A 21,716-nucleotide genomic window follows, 5' to 3' on the forward strand; every position below is an offset into this window, starting at 1 on the left:
ACTCTTTAATAGTTAAACAATCAAACTAAAGGAGCAGCATATGGTACAAAATAAAATTGCCCAGCTCATCCAGAGATATGCGGACGTCTATCTCATGATGGAGAAAAAAGTATCGAGTATGATCACGGAAAAGCTCGATAAAGAACTGACACTTGATCAATATTACTCGCTTCGATACATCAATTTACACCCAGGATGTACATCAACAGACCTTGCCATCGAATGTAATGTCAACAAAAGTGCTGTGACATCCATGACCAATCGTCTTTTTAATAAAGATTATATTTATCGTGAGCATGATCAAGCTGACCGAAGAAACGTTCATCTCTATGTAACGCCCGAAGGAAAAGATGTAGTCAGCCGAATGGAAAAGCAGCTTCAGGATCTTGTTCGGTCATATTTAGAAAAATTTGATGAAAAAGAAATCGAATCATTTATTCAAACATATGAAAAGATTTATCAAATTATCATCGAAGAGGAGGCACAACATAGTAATGAGAGCAATCATAAAGGGTAGATGGCTGATCACGATCCTTTGGGTCGTACTAGCGGCTGTATTATTAATCACCGCTCCTAATATGGCGCAATTAACAAAAGAAAAAGGGCAGATTTCTGTTCCTGATGGTTATCCTTCTTCCTACGCCGATCAATTATTAAAGAACATGTCTGAAAATGGGGATACGGAAAAATCGATCGTCATTGTCTTTCAAGGTAAGGATATCGTCAAAGAAAGAGAAGCCTCTTTAAAGAAAGCGATGGAGATTTTAGAAAAGGATCAAGATCTCCATGTTGAAGACATCACTTCTTATTTTGATGCAAACAAAGATATTAAAAAACAGATGCTCTCTAAAGATCAAACAACACTTCTTGTTCCAGTTACATACGACTCGAACAAAATCAAAGCATCCGATTTTAAAGAAAGAGTCAATGAAAAGCTTAAGAGCCTGAACCTGAAATTTGAAATGACAGGGCAGCCGCTAATCGACGATGATGTCATCACAAGCTCACAAGAAGGTCTGAAAAAAACAGAATTCATTACAATTGGGTTTATTTTAATTGTTCTTGTGCTTGTCTTTAGATCCGCAGTGGCACCGTTCGTTCCTTTAGTGGCCGTGGCGCTTTCCTATTTGGTCAGTCAATCCATTGTGGCTTACCTAGTAAAGTATGTTGATTTTCCGCTCTCGACCTTTACCCAAATTTTTATGGTCGCCATCATGTTTGGGATTGGAACCGACTACTGCATCCTGTTGCTAAGCCGGTTTAAAGAAGAACTATCTCACGGAAAAGATAAGATTGAGGCGATTATTACAACATATAAGACGGCAGGTAAAACCGTTTTATTCAGCGGAATTGCTGTCCTCATTGGTTTTACATGTATCGGTTTAGCTGAATTCCAACTGTATAAATCAGCTGTCGCCGTGGCGGTTGGTGTTGCCGTGTTAATTGTGGCACTGCTCACTGTCGTTCCATTCTTTATGGCGGTTTTAGGAAAAGTGTTATTTTGGCCGATCAAAGGCGATATTGCCCACCCACAATCGAAAATGTGGGAAACAGCCGGTCGTTTTTCATTTAAGAAACCACTTCTCAGCTTGCTAATCGTTGCAATTATTACCCTTCCAGCGATTCTTATGTATAAAGGAACACTTTCATATAACAACCTAGACGAAATCGGCAATAAATACGAATCCGTCAATGCATTTAATACGATCTCTGACAAATTTGGACCAGGTGAAGCTCTTCCAGCAACCGTTGTCGTGAAATCATCCGATCTTTTAGACAATAACGAAGGTCTGATTGCTGTTGAAAAACTAAGCCGCGCCATTGAACAAACAGATGGCGTGAGTAAAGTGAGAAGTGCCACTCGTCCTGTTGGTAAAGGGCTGAATGATCTGTACGTGAAATCTCAAGCCAAAGAGCTAAATAGCGGGCTTGATAAAAGTAACGAAGGGTTGAAAAAGATCCAAGATGCTCTTACAACCATGAGTAAATCCATCGAGGATCAAACACCACAAATTAAAGCATCAGGAAAAGGCATTAACAAATTGATTTCTGGAACCGAATCCGTAAAATCAGGTATTCAAAACGTCGAAAAAACGATGAGAGAACTGCAAACCTATATCGATCAAAACAAAAAAGGCGTTTCTGAAATTAAAGAAAGAATAAAGGGTGCGAAAAAGGAATTAACAGATCAAGTCGCACAAGTGAATCAGCAAGTGGCACTGTATAAAAGCATTTCCAAAGAATTAAAAGCCGCATTGGCACAAGTCGATACGTCATCCTCTGCCGCAGCGGATGTGAAAGCTTTGATCAGTCAAGCGAATAAACAATTCAGTACACTTGAGCAGCAAATTCCGCAAGTGAAAGAAAATCAATCATATCAAGCCATCAAAGCTTCATATAAGGAACTTTCTACTACCTTGCAAGAAGGAGCCAAACAGGCTGACAGCTATGCAAAACAAGCAAAAGAAGCAAAAAAACAGCTTGAAGCAGCAGATGCTTTTATCGCAAAAGCTTCAGAGCAGCAAAAAGTGTTTACAAATCAAATTGATGAGCTGATTGCTGGCTTAGAAGCCATTGAAAACGGGCTAGATCAAACGTCTAAAGGCCAAGGAAAGTTAGCTGATAGTATGCCTAAACTTGCAAATGGAGCCGGCGACATCATTAATGGTCAAAAACAAATGAAAGAAAAAATTGGCGGCTTTGGTGACGATCTGACCAAGCTGACGGATGGTCTAAACAAAAGTGTAGACGGCCTTGAGAAAATTTCAAACGGCTTAATGGGTGCAGGAGACTACTTAGATGAACTGAAAAACGCGCCAGATCAAGACATGGCCGGTTGGTTTATTCCAAAAGATGTCCTAAAAAATAAAGCATTCAAGCAAGTGTTCGATTCCTATATGTCGGATGACCGCAAGATGACAAAGATTGATGTCATTTTAGAAGACAATCCATATGGAAACGAAGCCATGAAAACAATTAAACAAGTAGAAGCTTCGGTCAAACGTGCACTTCCTGAAACAAACCTAAAAGATGTTTCATTTGGCGTATCTGGTGTTTCAAGTATGAACGCTGATTTAAAACAGCTGTCAGACCAAGACTTCAATAAGACGGTTCTTTACATGATGATCGGTATTTTCCTGATACTAGTGATTCTGTTCCGTTCTCTCGTGATGCCGCTTTACTTAGTAGGCTCGCTGATTTTAACGTACTTTACCGCCATTGGTGTAACAGAATTTATTTTTACCCATTTCTTTGGATATCCAGGCATCAACTGGGCTGTTCCATTCTTTGGCTTTGTCATCTTAATGGCGCTTGGAGTCGATTATTCGATTTTCTTAATGGAACGGTTCAATGAATACAAAACAAAAGACATCCAGTTTGCCATGACTGAATCAATGAAAAATATGGGATCTGTTATTATGTCTGCTGCCGTCATTTTGGCAGGAACATTTGCAGCGATGCTGCCATCAGGTGTATTGTCACTCTTACAAATTGCAACACTTGTTCTAACTGGACTTTTATTGTATGCACTCGTTGTGCTACCATTGTTCGTACCTGTGATGGTCAAATTGTTCGGATCAGCGAATTGGTTCCCATTTAAACGAAAAGAATAAGGATTCCATAAAGAAAGTAGGAACAAAGTATGAGTCGTTGGGCACTGATTACTGGTGCCAGTGGCGGAATTGGGCAGGCGACAGCCAAAAAGCTTGCCCAAGAAGGCTGCCATCTGATGCTCCATTATCATCAAAATGAAGAAGCGGCTAGTCGTCTTTCCGCCGATCTCAAAGAAACATATCAAGTAGAAACGTACGTCGTTCAAGCTGATTTAGCGAAAACAGGCGGAGCAGCAGAGCTTGTCAGCCGCCTGCCGCTTGATCCAGATATTCTTGTTTTAAATAGCGGAAAGAGTCATGTTGGTTTAGTGACAGATACTGAAAAAGAAGTTCTAGCCAGCATGGTGCAGCTTCATGTGACAAGTCCATATGAGCTTACCCAATCCATTTTGCCTGCCATGATCCAAAAAAAGTCAGGACATATTATTGCGGTTAGCTCAATATGGGGGGAAACGGGTGCCTCGTGTGAAGTACTGTACAGTATGGTCAAGGGTGCTCAAAATGCCTTCATTAAGGGGCTTGCCAAAGAGCTTGCCCCAAGTGGAATTAGAGCAAATGCAGTCTCACCAGGTGCGGTTCAGACTGATATGATGAAAAGCTTCACACAAGAAGACCTTGCGATGATGGAAGAGGAGATTCCACTCGGCCGTCTTGCCGCACCTGAAGAGATAGCCGATGCCATTTGGTTTCTTGCCTCCAAGCAGTCAAGTTATATCACAGGTCAAATTTTATCTGTGAATGGCGGCTGGTACTGTTAAAAAACGTGTATAATTCGTCTCTCCATGACAAAAGCTATGGCTGTAATTCATCTTTTCGAATGGAGGAATCGACATGTCTGTACTTGAGAGCTGGGACCATTGGAAAAACTTTTTAGGTGACCGTTTAAATCATGCACAGGATAAAGGTTTATCAGATGATACCATCAATAACCTTGCGTATGAAATTGGCGGATACCTGGCTAATGAAGTTGAAGCAAAGAATGAGCAAGAAAGAGTACTTTCTGACCTTTGGAGCGTTGCATCAGAAGATGAACAGCGTGCCATTGCAAACATGATGGTCAAGCTAGTTGAAAATAATAGCTCGCACTAAACAAAAAGAGAGGTCGTTTGTGCCTCTCTTTTTATTTTAACCGTTTCACAACATTGTGCTTTCTAAAAATGTGAAAATGCTTTATGATAAAGGAAGGTAAAAATTTGCCACAATGAAGGGGGTAATATCATTTGGCAAAGCTCGAATGGTATTTTGAATATGAGATACAGGTGAACCGTCCCGGACTTTTAGGAGACATTTCTTCTTTAATGGGGATGCTTTCAATTAATATTGTGACAATTAATGGTGTTGATGTATCAAGACGCGGCATGCTTCTTCGATGTGACCACACAGATCAAATTAAGCGGCTTGAATCAATTTTAAATACAATGGAAACGATAAAAGTAACGAAACTAAGACAGCCAAAACTTCGTGACCGTTTAGCTGTTCGTCATGGAAGATACATTCAGCGTGATGCGGATGACAAAAAGACGTTCCGTTTTGAAAGGGACGAGCTTGGTCTACTTGTCGATTTTATGGCTGAATTATTTAAAAAAGAAGGACATAAATTGATTGGAATTCGCGGAATGCCGCGGGTTGGAAAAACAGAATCAATTGTTGCTTCAAGTGTATGTGCCAGTAAGAGATGGCTGTTTGTATCGTCGACTCTTTTGAAACAGACCATTCGCAGTCAGCTGATTGCAGATGAATACAGCCCAGATAACGTCTTTATTATTGATGGGATTGTGTCGACAAGAAGAGGTTCTGAAAAGCACTTGCAGCTTTTAAGAGAAATTATGAGACTGCCTGCTACAAAGGTGGTAGAGCATCCAGATATCTTTATTCAAAATTCAGAATATACAATGGATGATTTCGACTACATCATTGAATTGCGTAATAGTGCAGACGAAGAAATTACATACGAGCACGCTGAAGAACCACAAGTGTTTGATCATTCTGGTTTTTCTGGCTTCGATTTTTAATATGGTAATGGTAGGTGTTTGTTTTGACTGAATTGGGAAAACGGCTCGTTGAGGCCAGAGAGGAAAAAGGGATGTCGCTGGAGGATTTGATGGCGGCTACCAAAATCCAAAAGCGCTATTTGCTAGCAATAGAACAAGGAAACTATGATATCATTCCAGGTAAATTTTACGTCAGAGCGTTTATTAAACAATATGCTGAAGCCGTTGGACTGAATCCTGAACAATTGTTCGAAGAGTTTCGTAAAGATGTACCAAGCACGTATAACGATGAAGTGTCTGATAAATTATCAAATATTAAACCGCAACGAGAGCTGCCAAAGCCTGCCTCAAAGGTACTGGAGCTGCTTCCGACGATTTTAATCATTGGAGGGATCCTTGTGGTGATCGCTATCATTTATGTGATCGTTCAAGCGGTTAATCATGATAGCGGACAGAAAAATAATCAGGCGGCTCCTCAGCAATCAGAATCAAAATACGAAGTGTCTAAGGATTCATCGCTTGCAAAGGATCAAAAGAAAAAGGAAAAAGCTTCGTCAGATGATCAAGAAAAATCATCTGAAAAAGACGATTCCTCAAAGGATTCATCTAAAGACGATAAAGATGTTTCTTTGAAGGCGACGAATACAGAGGGTTCTACGACAACGTATGAAGTATCAGGTGCAGAAGAGATGGAGCTAACCATTTCTGCCTCACAAGCTTCATGGCTTCGTGTGAGAGACGAATCTGGAAAAGTGCTGAAGATGGGTGAATTGAAAGATGGCGAATCGTTTAAAACAGACTTGACTGATCTTTCCCAAGTCGATATCCGCTTAGGAAATGCATCGGGAATCGATATTAAAGTCAATGACGAAACGCTGAAGTACGAATTAGACCCTAAAAACACCATGACACAAAACATTGTGATTGTGAATAAAGGAAAGGAAAAGTCATCTTAAGCAAGTAGATGACTTTTCTTTTGTTCCTACTATTATATACATAAAAAAATGCTTTATTGGAGGATTGGAATTCATGTTTAACTTACCGAATAAAATTACTCTTTCTAGGATCGCCTTGATTCCTGTGTTTATGTTGATTATGCTTGCTCCATTAGATTGGGGTGTTGCGCGCTTTGGTGACGTCAGCATCGAAGTCACTCACCTTGTTGGAGCGATCTTGTTTATTGTCGCTTCGACAACCGACTGGATTGATGGTTACTATGCACGTAAGCTCAATTTAGTCACAAACTTTGGTAAGTTTTTAGATCCGCTTGCAGATAAATTGCTTGTTTCAGCGGCTTTAATTATACTTGTTCAATACAATCTCACACCGGCATGGATGGCAATTGTAATCATTAGCCGTGAATTTGCTGTAACAGGTCTAAGGCTTGTCTTAGCTGGAGGCGGTGAAGTGGTCGCAGCCAATATGCTTGGAAAAGTGAAGACGTGGGCGCAAATCATTGCGATTTCGGCACTTCTTTTGCATAACCTGCCGTTTGAACTTGTATCATTCCCATTTGGTGATCTTGCTATGTGGGTAGCGGTGTTCTTCACTGTTGTCTCAGGCTGGGATTACTTTGCGAAAAACTGGGAAGCCTTAAAGAATTCTAACTAAAAAGGACGTGTACGCTTTGAAGTCAGAGAGAAAAGCAGAAATTATTGCAGTCGGTTCCGAACTTTTGCTAGGGCAAATTACGAATACGAATGCACAATTCATCAGCAAACAACTAGCTGAAATTGGTGTGAATGTTTATTACCACACAGCAGTTGGTGACAATCCAGAGCGTTTAAAAAGGGCCATTCAAGTGGCACAGGAAAGATCGAATTTTATTATCTTCTCAGGGGGTCTTGGACCAACGAAAGATGATTTAACAAAAGAAACCATTGCGAGTACGCTCGGTAAAGAGCTTGTGCTAAATGAAGAAGCATTTGAGTCTATTCAAGAATACTTCCGTAAAACCGGACGTGATATGTCACCGAACAACCGTAAACAGGCGCTCGTTCTAGAGGGATCTGATGTGCTCGTAAACCGTTTCGGAATGGCACCTGGTATGTTTATACAAGAGGGAGATACGTTTTACATTCTGCTCCCTGGACCGCCAAGTGAATTGCATCCGATGTTTGAAAACGAAGCGAAGCCGCTTATTTCTGAAAAACTCGGCCTAAAGGAAAAAATCGTGTCTGTTGTCTTGCGTTTCTTTGGCATCGGTGAATCTCAGCTGGAAACAGATCTTGAAGATTTAATTGATGCACAGACCAATCCGACGATTGCACCGCTTGCAGCTGACGGGGAAGTGACGCTAAGGCTGACAGCCAAGCATGAGGATGAAAAAGAAACAGAGCGTCTGTTAAAAGAAACAGAAGCACAAATTTTAGAACGGGTCGGCGAGTACTTCTACGGATATGGTGATACATCTCTTGCCTTTGAAGCTTCAAAGGCCTTGCATGAACACGGGAAAACAGTAGCAGCAGCTGAAAGCCTGACTGGTGGTATGTTTTCAGAGTGGCTGACAGATCTCGAAGGGGCATCATCCATTTTAAACGGTAGTGTGGTTTGTTACACAAATCAAGTCAAGCAGCAAGTGCTGGGCTGCCGTGAAGAAACATTGTCTTCTCATGGTGCTGTCAGCAAAGAGTGTGCGTTAGAGCTCGCAGAAGGCGTTAGAAAACTGACGGGAAGCGATATCGGTATTAGCTTTACAGGTGTGGCAGGTCCTGAACCACATGAAGGACAGCCGGTTGGAAAAGTATTTATCGGGCTATCGACAAAAGATCAGACAGACGTGTTTGAATGGATGTTTACTGGCAGTCGATCAGGCATTCGCAAGCGTGCTGTGAAATATGGTTTGCACCACCTTCTCAAATTATTAAAAGAAAGTTAATTTTGGTTTTTATGAGGTTTACTCCTTTATAAAAGAGCGTTTTTTCTAATAGAAACAGCTCTTTTCTTAAATAATCTGCCAAGAAAAAATCGAATATGTGTTCGTTTTTTTCTTGGCAAATGACGTAAAACAAGGTATAGTATAGATAGTGGAATTGATAAAGGAGGAAACAATAGAATGAGTGATCGTCAAGCAGCCTTAGATATGGCTCTTAAACAAATAGAAAAACAGTTTGGTAAAGGCTCTATTATGAAACTAGGAGAGCAAACAGATACACGTATTTCAACAGTACCTAGTGGTTCGTTAGCACTTGATACTGCGCTTGGAATAGGTGGATACCCTCGCGGCCGTATTATTGAAGTATATGGTCCAGAGAGTTCTGGTAAAACGACAGTAGCGCTTCATGCGATTGCTGAGGTTCAGCAGCAGGGAGGACAAGCTGCATTTATCGATGCGGAGCATGCGCTAGATCCAGTTTACGCTCAAAAATTAGGTGTCAACATTGATGAGTTATTGCTTTCTCAGCCGGATACAGGAGAACAAGCACTTGAAATTGCAGAAGCACTTGTTCGTAGTGGTGCAGTTGATATTGTTGTCATTGACTCAGTAGCTGCTCTTGTACCAAAAGCAGAGATCGAAGGAGACATGGGAGATTCACACGTTGGTCTTCAAGCACGTTTGATGTCTCAAGCACTTCGTAAACTATCTGGTGCTATCAACAAATCAAAAACAATTGCGATCTTTATTAACCAAATTCGTGAAAAAGTAGGGGTTATGTTTGGTAATCCTGAAACAACGCCTGGTGGACGTGCACTTAAGTTCTATTCATCTGTTCGTTTAGAAGTACGCCGTGCTGAACAGTTGAAACAAGGGAACGACATTATGGGGAACAAAACGAGAATTAAAGTTGTGAAAAACAAAGTGGCACCGCCATTCCGTATTGCCGAAGTAGACATTATGTACGGTGAAGGTATCTCGAAAGAGGGAGAAATCATCGACCTTGGAAGCGAACTAGATATCGTACAAAAGAGCGGGGCTTGGTATTCTTATCAAGAGGAACGTCTTGGACAAGGACGTGAAAATGCGAAGCAATTCCTAAAAGAGAATAAAGACATTCTTCTTATGATTCAAGAGCAGATCAGGGAGCACTACGGTTTGGATACAAACGGAGTGAAATCAACTGACGAAGAAGGACAAGAAGAATTGGAATTGAATGACTAAAAAGACGCTGAAAAGCGTCTTTTTTTTACAATTACATGACAGCTAGCGGGTCAAAAGTTCTGTCTTTGCTTGAAATAACGACTTACGCCTTAGTCTGACTAGCTTGACAAGTATTTCCGACACAATTACAATGGGAATGTATCACTTGTTTTTCTTAACATGATTGATAACTAATTTAAACTTGACAAGGGCAGTGAGGATCTCATTCCCTGTGAAGGCCCTGTATGTTGAGACACAAAACAATGTACATGCCGACACTTTATTTGTAAAACCAAGTTCATAGCAAGAGGAGGTGAAAATATGTCGCCTACGATGTTTACGATCATCTCCATTTTGCTGAGCCTAATCTGTTTAGTTGTTGGCTACTTTGTTCGTAAAACCATTGCAGAAGCAAAAATATCCGGCGCAAGAAACATGGCCGAACAAATTGTTGAGGATGCAAAGCGTGATGCGGAAGCATTGAAGAAAGAAGCACTCTTAGAAGCGAAAGATGAAATTCATTCGTTTCGTGTAGAGGCGGAGCAAGAAGTTCGTGAAAGACGTAATGAGCTTCAAAGACAAGAAAACCGTTTACTTCAAAAAGAGGAAAACCTTGATCGCAAGGACGAATCTTTAGATAAACGGGAGTCCCTGTTGGAGAAGAGAGATCATTCTCTGAATGAACGACAACAACATATTGAAGAGATGGAAAGCAAAGTGGATGATATGATTCGTTTGCAGAAAGCTGAGTTGGAGCGTATTTCTAGTCTAACTCGAGATGAAGCGAAACAAATCATTCTGGATCAAGTTGAAAATGAGCTTTCCCACGACATTGCAGTCATGACGAAAGAATCTGAAAACCGGGCGAAAGAAGAGGCTGATAAAAAAGCGAAAAACATTCTTTCACTTGCGTTACAGCGTTGCGCAGCTGATCATGTAGCTGAAACAACGGTATCTGTAGTCAATCTTCCAAATGATGAGATGAAAGGTCGTATTATCGGACGTGAAGGACGAAATATCCGTACGTTAGAAACGTTAACAGGTATTGACCTGATCATTGATGATACACCTGAAGCTGTCATCTTATCGGGCTTTGATCCGATAAGACGTGAAACAGCGAGGATAGCTCTGGACAAGCTAGTCCAGGATGGACGTATTCATCCTGCACGAATTGAAGAAATGGTGGAAAAATCACGCCGTGAAGTCGATGATTATATCCGCGAGATGGGTGAGCAAACGACATTTGAAGTCGGAGTTCACGGTTTGCATCCGGATCTCATCAAAATTCTCGGTCGCTTAAAATTCCGTACAAGTTATGGACAAAATGTCCTGAAGCATTCAATTGAGGTTGCACATCTTGCAGGTCTCATGGCTTCAGAGCTTGGAGAAGATGCAAAGCTTGCAAAACGAGCAGGTCTTCTGCATGACATTGGAAAAGCCATTGATCATGAAGTAGAAGGAAGCCACGTGGAAATTGGCGTTGAGCTTGCGACGAAATATAAAGAGCATCCTGTTGTCATCAACAGTATTGCATCTCACCATGGTGACCAAGAACCGACATCTATTATCGCTGTTCTTGTTGCGGCAGCCGATGCATTATCTGCAGCACGCCCTGGTGCAAGAAGTGAGACGCTTGAAAATTACATTCGGAGACTTGAGAAATTAGAAGATATCTCTGAATCTTATGAAGGTGTTGAAAAATCGTTTGCGATACAAGCTGGACGTGAAGTGCGTATTATGGTGAAGCCAGATTCAATTAATGATCTTGAAGCTCACCGTCTAGCAAGGGATATTCGTAAGCGGATTGAGGACGAGCTCGATTACCCTGGTCACATTAAAGTGACAGTTATTCGAGAAACTCGCGCAGTAGAGTATGCAAAATAGAGCGGTGCGCTTAGCGCCGCTTTATTTTTTTGTGTAAATATGCAACACTGATAAGAAGATCATTTTATAAGAGAAAGGGTTCAAAATTGTATGAAAATATTATTTGTTGGAGATATCGTTGGTTCACCTGGCAGAGATACACTGAAAGAATATTTGCCAAAGCTAAAGAAAAAATACCAGCCACACTTTACGATTGTCAATGGAGAAAATGCGGCTCATGGGAAAGGACTCACAGAGAAAATCTATCACGAGCTGCTTCAAGCTGGGGCTGATGTGCTCACGATGGGGAACCATACATGGGATAAAAGAGACATTTTCGATTTCATCGATGATGCACCCCATATTGTTCGTCCGGCAAACTTCCCGCAAGGTACACCAGGGAAAGGTCTCACTTTTATTAAAAAACAAGGTAAAGAACTAGCTGTCATCAACTTGCAAGGCCGCACATTTTTACCTCCGATTGACTGCCCATTTCAAAAAGTAGATGAGCTCATAGCAGAAGCTTCAAAACGTACACCATTTATTTTTATTGATTTTCATGGTGAAGCCACAAGTGAAAAGCAAGCAATGGGCTGGTATACAGACGGCCGTGCATCATGTGTCGTTGGAACGCATACACATGTTCAAACAGCAGATAACCGCGTCTTGCCAAAAGGAACTGCTTATATTTCGGATGTTGGCATGACTGGTCCTTATGACGGTATTTTAGGTGTTGATCGGGAAACGATTATTAAACGATTTAAAACGAGCCTCCCTGTCCGTTTTGAAATTGCAGAAGGCCGCACGACATTAAGTGCAGTGATCGTAGAAATTGACGAACCGTCGAAAAAAGCTGTCAAAATTGATCGAATTTTGATAAATGATGACCATATTTTCTTTGAATAAATGTTCACATATTTATTTCAGAAAAATATTAATCAGAAAGAAGGAATATGCGCCCTCTATCGTGAATATAGTAAAAATGGTAGGTAGCCTGCTATTTTTGAAAAACATTTTGGGGATGGATTTTCAAAAAAATAGCAACATCTAACAAAGATTGTTCTAATGAACACTCACTTATCCATTGTAAATTTAAGGGGGAGCAAAAATGGAAATTTTAAAAGTTTCAGCAAAGTCAAATCCAAATTCAGTAGCAGGAGCATTAGCCGGCGTTTTACGTGAACGCGGTGCAGCGGAAATACAGGCTATCGGCGCTGGAGCACTGAATCAGGCGGTCAAGGCTGTCGCCATTGCAAGGGGATTTGTTGCGCCTAGCGGAGTGGATTTGATATGCATACCAGCCTTTACTGACATTCTTATCGATGGAGAAGAAAGAACAGCAATCAAACTGATTGTTGAACCACGATAATTCTAATTTTATTATTTTCAACCTGCTTACATCATGTAAGCAGGTTGTTTTTGTTTACCGCTATACATTTCTCATATAACATATTTCTTTCACAAAATAGATAGAAAATGACATATTAGAGCTTGCATTTTTTCACCATGATGATAAATTAAGATTAAGTTGAAAATACTTCATCAAAAATAAATATTTAAGTAGGTGAAATAATGATTGAAGCTTTTTTAAAAAGGGGAAAGCTTGTTTTTATTTTATTTTTTATCGTTCTCATTGCTGGAGGTTATTTGTTTACACAGCTTCCTAAACGAGAACTGCCAGAGTTTCAAGCAAATATTGTAACCATTTCGACTGTTTTCCCTGGTGCTGATGCAAAACAGGTAGAAAGTGATGTCACCAATAAGCTCGAGTCGGCCATTTCTGATATCAATGGTGTAGAGAAGACAAGCTCTGTTTCTGCTATTGGTTTCTCAAATATTGTGCTTGAAATTGATGATCAAGCCGATTTTCAAAAGGTGGCAAGTCAAATCAAGAGTGAAACCACAAATGCCGCCTCTTCTTTTCCAGATGGTGTGATGGAGCCAGATGTAAAGGATGAGTTTGGCAATGTGCCAGTTGGTTCTTATATGATTGTAGCAAGTAACTCATCTGATTTAGCAAAAAGTCAGGAATCGCTGCGTGCGTTAAAAGAAAAAGTGGAGGACATCAAAGGTGTTGATGGTGTCGTCATCAAAGGGTTCAATGACAAACAAGCAATATTGAACTTGGATTCAAGTAAACTGGAGGATAACGGGTTAAACGTGACTGATGTCACAAATGCCATCAATCAAGAATTTGACACATCTCCTCTAGGTGACGTCCAGGCAGATGGAGAAAAGGTCAAGCTGTCCATTGATGCTTATGATCGTTTAGATCAAATGAAAAAGATTGAGATTTTCTCAAAAACGAGCCGAGAGCCTGTTACAATCGGTGAGCTTGGTCGTTTAAAAGAAGTAGAAAAAGAGAAAAGTGATATCGTTTCATATAACGGAAAGCCAGCCTATTCATTTACAGTCAATATCAAGCCGGGACTGGATATTCCTAAAATGTATGACAAAGTCAGTGCGGTCATTGAAAAAGAGAAAGAGCTGCCAAATGGTGTGGATTGGATAGACTACTATTCACAAAAAAGTGAAGTAGATGCTATTTTTAACGATTTAATCAAAGAAGCGATCGTGGCCGTCATCGCCGTCATTGTCGTCACCACACTTGGTCTAACCATTGGTGGTGCGTTTATCGTTTCACTTGCGATTCCGCTATCCATAACGATCGGAACCATCCCGCTACCGTTTTTACAAGTGGACCTTAATCAAATTTCAATTATTGGCTTTATCATTGCGCTAGGGATACTTGTAGATGACGCCATTGTCGTCAACGATAATATTTTGAGGCAGATGAAAAAATACGAAAGTCCGCTTAAAGGAACAATTGCAGGTGTAAAAGAAGTGGCTGGATCCATTTTGACGTCAACACTGGCTGTTGTCTTTGCCTTCTTGCCGCTTGTTTTCCTTTCTGGTGCGAACGGTTCATTTATTCGAGCGTTACCGTCTGTTCTAGTCACAACTGTACTTGCGTCAATGGTCATTTCATTGACACTTGTGCCCGTGTATCAATATACAGCAAACCGAAAAAGAAAGAACAAGAAGATTCAAAAAGAACCGGGCTTTTTAGGCAAACCATTAAAAAGATTAGCCGATTTTTATGCAGATCGAATACTGACAAACATCGTGAAGCGACCACTTCTCATTGGATTAAGTGGTTTGCTCGTTGCCACACTTGCCTTTTTGCTTATTTTCGCCACACCATTTGAGTTTTTCCCTGCGGCGAATAAGAAAGAGGTGGTTGTCACTGTGACACTGCCAAGTGAAATAACCTTAGATAAAACGAATGAAACATTAGAGAAAATTGAACAAGAGATCAAACAGCAAAAAGGCATTGAAGAGACGGCCATTTTTGCAGGCGGCGGAGTGCCGAACTTGTTTAATGAAAGTATCTCAAACGCAAGTGATCATACGGGTCAGGTTGTTGTCAGAGTAGACAATGAGCAGATGACAAGCAAGGCATTGATCGATCGTATGACAGAGCCATTGCGAAAGAAATTTAAAGATGCTGATATCTTTATGAAAACCATTGTTCAAGGACCACCAACGGGAGCGCCTGTGACCGTCACTGTTGCAGGAGAACAATTTTCAAAACTCGTTGATGTGAAAGAGAAGCTCACAAAAGAAATGAAAGAAAGCGGAGCGAGCCTGATCACAGACGATGTCAATCAGCCGGTGAAAACCATCTCATTTGAATTAAATCGTGACCGAATGGCAGAGGATGGGCTCACTGCTCAGTTTGTCAGCAGACAGCTCGGCCTTGTTACAGAAGGAATTCCATTAGGCACCTTTAAACAAGGAACAGATGACATCGACCTCGTAGTGAAACAAGACATGAGCACACATCAAAACGGACTGAAGCTAAAAGACATCAAGGTGCCTGTGAGTGCAAATGAGGAGGGCATGCCTCAGCTTGAGCCGCTTAGCCGATACGTAAAAGAAAAAGAAACAGAGCAATTTGAAAGCATTCCTCATGAAAACGGGATGCCGACGATCACGTTAAAGGCATATCCTGGTGCATCAGATACGTTTAAAGACGATATGACGGAAGTCGTAAATGAAGTTGGGAAAAGCGATGCGGCGAAGAATTTGACCATTTCTCAGGGCGGAGAAAATGAAGATCAAACTCAATTCTTTATTGAAATTAGTCTCTTATTTGGGGTAGTCCTTCTGCTCATTTATGTGACCATCGCTTTCCAGTTCAATTCACTCCTGCTTCCGCTTTTAGTTCTTGGAACGGTTTACTTAGCGATATCCGGCGCCATTATTGGACTATTTGTCACTCAAACGCCGTTTAGCTTTATGGCCACAATGGGGATTGTATCATTGGCAGGTATTGTTGTCCGAAATGCAGTCGTTTTGTTTGAATTTATTGAACAGCGGCGCAAGCAAGGTCTCGATCAACAGGCAGCTGTGATTGAAGCGGGGAGAGCAAGGATTAGACCTATTTTGCTGACAGCATTTACAGCACTTGTCGCTCTTATGCCCGTTGCTTTAAGTAATGACCCACTCTTTAAGCCGCTAGCGATCTGCATCGTATCAGGTGTCTTTTTCTCAACGATTCTGACACTACTGATTGTGCCGGCTTTATATGTGGCCGTTTCAAAAAAACGCTGACAACTTAAAAGCAAATCTCCGAATAAAAGGAGATTTGCTTTTTTTTTAGAAAAATATCTGAAAAAATATGTGGAGTGTTCATTTGTCTTCTCCTGAAAGACATCGGTATTTACGTCTAAAATAAGACATGATAAGATCGGATTGGGAGAAGTTTTTTAACAAAGGGGTTGTACGTCATGTGTGGAACGATGAAAGCGATTGTTAAAAAAGAAAGCGCTTACGGAGCAACGATGATGCAAATGCCGATTCCAGAAATAAGTGATCATGAAGTGCTCATCCAGGTAAAGGCTACATCAATATGCGGAACGGATGTGCATATTTATAATTGGGATGATTGGGCGAAGCGGAGAGTCAAAGCACCGTACATTTTTGGTCATGAATTCACAGGGGAAGTTGTCAAAACGGGGAACCAAGTCTCTCGAGCAAAAGTAGGGGATTTTGTATCGGCTGAGACGCATATTGTCTGTAATCAGTGTTACATGTGTTTAACGGGTCAGCAGCATTTGTGTAGCGAAACGAAAATTTTAGGGGTCGACATTGATGGCTGTTTTGCTGAATATGTCAAAGTACCAGAACAAAATGTGTGGCATAATCCAGCTCAAATGCCAGTGGAACTTGCATCTATTCAAGAACCGCTTGGAAATGCTGTTCATACAGTTCTGCATACACCTGTTTCAGGAAAGTCAGTGGCGGTTTTTGGCTGCGGGCCCATTGGTTTAATGGCGATTGCGGTTGCAAAAGCCTCCGGGGCTGTCCAAGTGTTCGCTGTTGATAAAAATGAATACAGACTGGATCTTGCCCGTAAAATGGGTGCAGATCATATCGTGGATATCGGAAAAGATGATCCTGTTGCCATGATCAAGCAGCTCACGCGGATGGAAGGGGCAGACGTGATGTGTGAGATGTCAGGACATCCCGTTGCGATTAATCAAGCACTCGAAGCTTGTGCAAATGGAGGGAAAGTGAATATACTAAGTTTGCCAGAGCGGCGGGTAACCATTGACATTACGAATCAAATTGTTTTTAGGGGATTAACCGTGCAAGGGATCACGGGGAGAAAAATGTTTGAGACGTGGCGTCAAGTATCTGAACTTTTAAGAACGAATACCATTGATGTACAGCCGGTTATCACTCACTCGCTGCCGTTTGAAGATTTTGAAAAGGGATTTGAACTCATGAGAAATGGTATGTGCGGGAAGGTCGTACTGATCATGCCATCATATCAAAGGGGGACGAAATGATGAAAGAATTTACGTATTTACAAGATGAATTAGACACAATGAAGCAGCAAGGCACCCATCAAACACTGAAAGAAATCGATTCCAAACAATCATCTACGGTGACATTAAATGAACAATCCGTCATACAACTCTCTTCAAATAACTACTTAGGTCTCACCTCACATCCAAGGCTGATGAAAGCGGCAAAAGAGGCGATTGATGAATTCGGTGCTGGAACAGGATCTGTACGAACCATTGCTGGAACGATGACAATGCATGAACGGCTTGAAAAAAAGCTCGCAGCTTTTAAAAAGACAGAGGCAGCCCTCGTATTCCAATCAGGCTTTACGACCAACCAAGGCGTCTTATCTAGTATTCTCACAAAAGATGATATTGTCATTTCAGATGAGCTGAACCATGCATCAATCATCGATGGGATTCGCTTAACAAAGGCAGATAAAAAAGTATATGCTCATTCTAATATGGAAGAGCTTGAGAAAATTTTAAAGAAATCGATGAATTACCGCGTCCGTCTTATCGTGACAGATGGTGTGTTCTCAATGGATGGAGATATTGCACCCCTTCCTGAGATTGTAAGACTTGCAGAAGCATATGATGCCTTTGTGATGGTAGACGATGCCCATGCGTCTGGAGTACTTGGTGAAAATGGCCGCGGAACAGTGAATCATTTTCAACTTGACGGCAGAGTGCATATTCAGGTTGGCACACTTAGTAAGGCAGTTGGTGTGCTAGGCGGTTACGTCGCTGGTTCTGCCGTTTTAATCGACTACTTAAAGCATAAAGCAAGACCATTTTTATTCAGCACCTCACATCCGCCGGCTGTCACAAGAGCCTGTGAAGAAGCTATTGAAGTGCTGTTAGACGAACCGGAGCGAATTGAAACTCTTTGGGAGAACGCTGCCTATTTTAAAGAAAAAGTCATCGGTCTTGGATTTGAGGTGGCACCAACAGAAACGCCTATTATTCCAATGATGATTGGAGACGAGGCACTTACTTTCCGTTTTTCAAAAGCATTAATCGAGCGCGGCGTTTTCGCTCAAGGCATTGCTTTCCCAACTGTAGCGAAAGGAAAAGCGAGAATTAGAGCCATCATCACAGCAGAGCACACAAAAGAAGAGCTTGACCGTGCACTGACAATCATCGAAGAAGAAGCAAAAAAACTGAATATACTTGATTGAGAGAGCTGAGGCTCTCTTTTCTTTTGATCAAGAGTATTGATGACTGTCCAGATGAATAGACATTTTTCATAGAAAAAACACATATGAATTTATTTTCAATTCACGACAAAATAGTCTATACTGTAGGGTGGAGCTTGGTTTGAAAGGAGTACAAATTCATGAATGAAGAGCAGAGAAAAGCGAGCGGACAAGTAAGTTCATCGGACAAAAAATCCGAGAAGGACTACAGCCAATATTTTGAAGCTGTGTACATTCCGCCTTCCTTAAAAGATGCAAAAAAACGGGGTAAAGAAGAAGTCGAATACAATCAATTTCAAATTGACGAGCGGTTTCAAGGGTTAGGGAACGGCCGCAAGTTTTATATTCGCACATATGGCTGTCAAATGAATGAGCATGACACAGAAGTGATGGCTGGTATTTTTATGGCGCTTGGTTATGAACCAACAAATTCGACTGAAGATGCGAATGTCATCTTATTAAACACTTGTGCCATTCGTGAGAATGCAGAAAACAAAGTGTTTGGAGAGCTTGGTCATTTAAAAGCATTAAAGCGTGAAAAGCCAGATTTAATCTTAGGCGTCTGCGGATGCATGTCGCAAGAAGAATCTGTCGTTAACCGTATTTTAAAGAAACACCCATTTGTTGACTTGATTTTCGGTACCCACAACATTCACCGCCTGCCAGAACTATTATCTGAATGCTACCTTTCAAAAGAAATGGTCATTGAGGTTTGGTCTAAAGAAGGCGATGTGATTGAAAATCTTCCGAGAGCCCGCCAAGGAAAAATTAAGGGCTGGGTGAATATTATGTACGGCTGTGATAAATTCTGTACATACTGTATCGTCCCGTACACGCGCGGGAAGGAAAGAAGCCGCCGTCCGGATGAAATTATTCAAGAGGTCAGACGCTTAGCAGCAGAAGGATATAAAGAAATTACCCTTCTTGGTCAAAACGTGAATGCGTATGGAAAAGATTTTGAAGACATGGAATATGGTCTTGGTCATCTAATGGATGAGCTGCGTAAAATCGATATTCCACGTATCCGTTTTACAACAAGCCACCCGCGTGACTTTGATGATCACTTAATTGAAGTGCTTGCCAAAGGCGGAAACCTTCTCGACCATATTCATTTGCCGGTTCAATCAGGAAGTTCTTCTGTGCTGAAACTCATGGCAAGAAAATACGATCGTGAACGTTACCTTGACCTAGTGCGCAAAATCAAAGAGGCAATGCCAAATGCTTCATTAACAACGGACATTATCGTTGGGTTCCCAAATGAAACAGATGAGCAGTTTGAAGAGACGCTTTCCCTCTATCGTGAGGTTGAGTTTGATGCGGCTTATACGTTCATTTACTCTCCAAGAGAAGGAACACCAGCAGCCAATATGAAAGACAACGTGCCAATGCGTGTAAAAAAAGAACGTCTGCAGCGCCTGAATGCACTCGTAAATGAAATTTCTGCGAAAAAAATGAAGGAATATGAAGGGCAGACTGTCGAAGTATTAGTAGAGGGTGAAAGTAAAAACAACCCTGAGATCCTAGCCGGATATACAAGTAAAAGCAAGCTTGTGAATTTTAAAGCACCAAAAGAAGCGGTTGGCAACATCGTCAAAGTGAAAATCACACAAGCCAAAACTTGGTCTCTTGACGGAGAAATGGTTGGAGAAGCTATCGAGGTGAATTAAAATGACGCTTTATTCAAAGAAAGAGATTGTCGAGCGCGCAAGAGAGCTCGCGAAAATGATTTCTGAAACAGAAGAAGTTGATTTCTTCAAAAAAGCAGAAGCGCAAATCAATGAAAATACAAAAATTGCCGCGATCATTAATCAAATTAAGGCGCTTCAAAAGCAAGCTGTGAATTTAAAGCATTATGGCAAACATGAAGCCTTAAAACAAGTGGAAGAAAAAATTGATGCCCTGCAAGAAGAACTGGATGAGATCCCAGTGATTCAAGAATTCAAAGAATCACAAACAGAGGTTAATTCCCTGCTTCAGCTTGTAGCGCACACAATTTCTAATCAAGTAACGGATGAAATCATTCTTTCAACCGGCGGTGACCTCTTATTAGGAGAAACCGGTTCAAAAGTGAAAAACTCATCCCCAAGTTGCTCCATTAAATGAGAAAACCCCGCAGATGCGGGGTTTTTTGTTTGTGTATTCTTATCTATATTTGTTATTTGTAGTTTAAAGGCTGTGACATCAACAATTTGTTGACGCCACAGCCCCTATTTTATTTTATATGGTTAGTTTATTTCTTTATGAAATACCTAATACGAGTTAAAAAAAGTAAAAATTTTTTGATATTCATTTTAATCTTTAATTCTAAACGAAAATTTATATTAATTTTTATATATAGCCACTCCTAAAGGGACTGTGACTTCATTATTAAATCACATCTTTCAGCTTCCATCAACCTCAATCTCTCACTCTCCAACTTTTCCAATTTTCAAGGCAAGTTTATGGGCGACCATGCATACACTGAAACAGAAATGAATTTAATTGAACATGAGACTCAAAATCGTGACACACTAGACGAATGCCCAGCATAAGATAAAACGATCAAGAACAAGGAGGCATGCCGGAATGTCTGAATACAGAGAAATTATTACAAAAGCGGTGGTTGCAAAAGGGAGGAAATTTACCCAAAGCACACACACCATTTCTCCATCGCAAAAACCAACCAGCATCCTAGGCGGTTGGATCATTAATCATAAGTATGATGCTGAAAAGGTCGGTAAAACAGTTGAGATTGAAGGTACATTTGATATTAACGTGTGGTATTCTTACGCAGACAACACGAAAACCGAAGTGGTCACAGAACGTGTAAAATATGTAGATATCATCAAACTGAGATATAAAGATAAAAACTTTCTTGATGATGAGCACGAAGTGATTGCGAAAGTCTTACAGCAGCCCAATTGCTTAGAAGTCACCATTTCTCCAAATGGCAATAAAATTGTCGTTCAAGCAGAGCGTGAATTCATTGCTGAAGTAGTAGGGGAAACCAAAATTGTTGTAGAAGTCAATTCAAGCTGGAAAGAAAAAGATGATCACGAATGGGAAGAAGAAGTGGATGAGGAATTAGAAGATATTCATCCAGAATTCCTCGCGGGTGATCCAGAAGAGTAATTGAT

General features: G+C 40.9%; 18 protein-coding genes. All 18 read left to right on the forward strand.

From position 1 onward, the window contains the following. Nucleotides 1-40 precede the first annotated feature (40 nt). The 18 genes from V7L95_RS15075 (at nt 41) to cotE (ending at nt 21,711) form a co-directional block, all read left to right on the forward strand. Entirely contained in the window at nt 41-517 is a 477-nt protein-coding gene (locus tag V7L95_RS15075; protein WP_007499493.1) for a MarR family transcriptional regulator, read from the forward strand. Next, entirely contained in the window at nt 495-3,614 is a 3,120-nt protein-coding gene (locus tag V7L95_RS15080) for an MMPL family transporter (protein ID WP_340967052.1), read from the forward strand. The genes V7L95_RS15075 and V7L95_RS15080 overlap by 23 nt, the downstream gene beginning before the upstream one ends. Before the next feature lie 29 nt (nt 3,615-3,643). Continuing rightward, nucleotides 3,644-4,372 carry an SDR family oxidoreductase gene (locus V7L95_RS15085; RefSeq protein ID WP_017359052.1) on the forward strand — a complete coding sequence of 243 codons (729 nt, stop codon included), beginning with the start codon at nt 3,644-3,646 and terminating at the stop codon, nt 4,370-4,372. A gap of 73 nt (nt 4,373-4,445) precedes the next feature. Further along, nucleotides 4,446-4,703 carry a DUF3243 domain-containing protein gene (locus V7L95_RS15090; RefSeq protein ID WP_008344693.1) on the forward strand — a complete coding sequence of 86 codons (258 nt, stop codon included), beginning with the start codon at nt 4,446-4,448 and terminating at the stop codon, nt 4,701-4,703. A gap of 131 nt (nt 4,704-4,834) precedes the next feature. Beyond that, nucleotides 4,835-5,626, forward strand: a complete 792-nt coding sequence (locus V7L95_RS15095; RefSeq protein WP_003211480.1) for a DUF3388 domain-containing protein — start codon at nt 4,835-4,837, stop codon at nt 5,624-5,626. A gap of 23 nt (nt 5,627-5,649) precedes the next feature. Continuing rightward, nucleotides 5,650-6,561 carry a helix-turn-helix domain-containing protein gene (locus V7L95_RS15100; RefSeq protein WP_072367246.1) on the forward strand — a complete coding sequence of 304 codons (912 nt, stop codon included), beginning with the start codon at nt 5,650-5,652 and terminating at the stop codon, nt 6,559-6,561. A gap of 73 nt (nt 6,562-6,634) precedes the next feature. Beyond that, nucleotides 6,635-7,216, forward strand: a complete 582-nt coding sequence (gene pgsA / locus V7L95_RS15105; protein WP_008344688.1) for a CDP-diacylglycerol--glycerol-3-phosphate 3-phosphatidyltransferase — start codon at nt 6,635-6,637, stop codon at nt 7,214-7,216. A 16-nt stretch (nt 7,217-7,232) separates the two neighbouring features. Continuing rightward, the gene (locus V7L95_RS15110) at nt 7,233-8,483 is read left to right on the forward strand and encodes a competence/damage-inducible protein A (RefSeq protein ID WP_007499480.1); all 1,251 of its coding nucleotides are present in this window, start codon (nt 7,233-7,235) and stop codon (nt 8,481-8,483) included. A gap of 177 nt (nt 8,484-8,660) precedes the next feature. Beyond that, nucleotides 8,661-9,704, forward strand: a complete 1,044-nt coding sequence (gene recA, locus V7L95_RS15115) for a recombinase RecA (protein ID WP_007499478.1) — start codon at nt 8,661-8,663, stop codon at nt 9,702-9,704. Nucleotides 9,705-10,004: 300 nt separating this feature from the next. Beyond that, nucleotides 10,005-11,567, forward strand: a complete 1,563-nt coding sequence (rny, locus tag V7L95_RS15120; RefSeq protein WP_003211958.1) for a ribonuclease Y — start codon at nt 10,005-10,007, stop codon at nt 11,565-11,567. Nucleotides 11,568-11,657: 90 nt separating this feature from the next. Beyond that, a complete protein-coding gene (locus V7L95_RS15125) occupies nt 11,658-12,452 on the forward strand; it encodes a TIGR00282 family metallophosphoesterase (protein WP_019744184.1) in 795 nt (264 codons plus the stop codon). 202 nt (nt 12,453-12,654) lie between these two features. Further along, the gene (gene spoVS, locus V7L95_RS15130; protein ID WP_003211281.1) at nt 12,655-12,915 is read left to right on the forward strand and encodes a stage V sporulation protein SpoVS; all 261 of its coding nucleotides are present in this window, start codon (nt 12,655-12,657) and stop codon (nt 12,913-12,915) included. Between the two features lie 203 nt (nt 12,916-13,118). After that, complete coding sequence (locus V7L95_RS15135) at nt 13,119-16,163, forward strand: efflux RND transporter permease subunit (protein WP_046343561.1); 3,045 nt, start codon at nt 13,119-13,121, stop codon at nt 16,161-16,163. Between the two features lie 176 nt (nt 16,164-16,339). Continuing rightward, a complete protein-coding gene (gene tdh, locus V7L95_RS15140; protein WP_206116203.1) occupies nt 16,340-17,404 on the forward strand; it encodes an L-threonine 3-dehydrogenase in 1,065 nt (354 codons plus the stop codon). Beyond that, the gene (locus V7L95_RS15145; protein ID WP_007499472.1) at nt 17,401-18,582 is read left to right on the forward strand and encodes a glycine C-acetyltransferase; all 1,182 of its coding nucleotides are present in this window, start codon (nt 17,401-17,403) and stop codon (nt 18,580-18,582) included. The genes tdh and V7L95_RS15145 overlap by 4 nt, the downstream gene beginning before the upstream one ends. A gap of 158 nt (nt 18,583-18,740) precedes the next feature. Further along, nucleotides 18,741-20,267 carry a tRNA (N6-isopentenyl adenosine(37)-C2)-methylthiotransferase MiaB gene (miaB, locus tag V7L95_RS15150; protein ID WP_113747385.1) on the forward strand — a complete coding sequence of 509 codons (1,527 nt, stop codon included), beginning with the start codon at nt 18,741-18,743 and terminating at the stop codon, nt 20,265-20,267. A gap of 1 nt (nt 20,268) precedes the next feature. Then, entirely contained in the window at nt 20,269-20,703 is a 435-nt protein-coding gene (locus V7L95_RS15155) for a RicAFT regulatory complex protein RicA family protein (protein ID WP_008344661.1), read from the forward strand. A 462-nt stretch (nt 20,704-21,165) separates the two neighbouring features. Beyond that, on the forward strand, nt 21,166-21,711 hold the full coding sequence (gene cotE, locus V7L95_RS15160) for an outer spore coat protein CotE (RefSeq protein ID WP_007499466.1): 546 nt from the start codon (nt 21,166-21,168) through the stop codon (nt 21,709-21,711). Nucleotides 21,712-21,716: the final 5 nt, after the last annotated feature.

The sequence above is a fragment of the Bacillus sp. PPSBB_11 genome, from assembly GCF_038023285.1.
GTDB lineage: Bacteria > Bacillota > Bacilli > Bacillales > Bacillaceae > Bacillus > Bacillus altitudinis.